We start from the raw sequence: 296 nt of genomic DNA on the forward strand, positions 1-296 counted from the left end.
CATCCTAACATCTTGTGAATCTTAGTCCTGACAGGGTTAATTGTCTGCATCAGGATTCGCAGGATTACTTGATTTTCTGGATTTGGGTTGTGCTTCATTATACTTTCCCTGTTGCTTGTTCTTTTATCCCTGTTCATACTTTTATCCTGTAAATCATGATCCTGATGAATATTTCGGGTTGAATACTTTCTTAAACTGTAAGCTTCTGGCTCCAAAATTAATAAGCAAGCCTATGGGCTTATCATAGGCAACTACGTAGTTTTTAGCCTGAGCTAAGTGAACATCTTCAAGGTTGA

Annotated in this window: 1 protein-coding gene; it reads right to left on the minus strand. The window is 37.8% G+C overall.

Features of this window, described 5'->3' with window-relative positions:
- Positions 1-153: 153 nt before the first annotated feature.
- Positions 154-296: GxxExxY protein (locus AWW68_RS12120; protein WP_317038757.1), on the minus strand; the 143-nt coding region annotated here is incomplete at its 5' end.

Source organism: Roseivirga spongicola (assembly GCF_001592965.1).
Taxonomy (GTDB): Bacteria; Bacteroidota; Bacteroidia; order Cytophagales; family Cyclobacteriaceae; genus Roseivirga; species Roseivirga spongicola.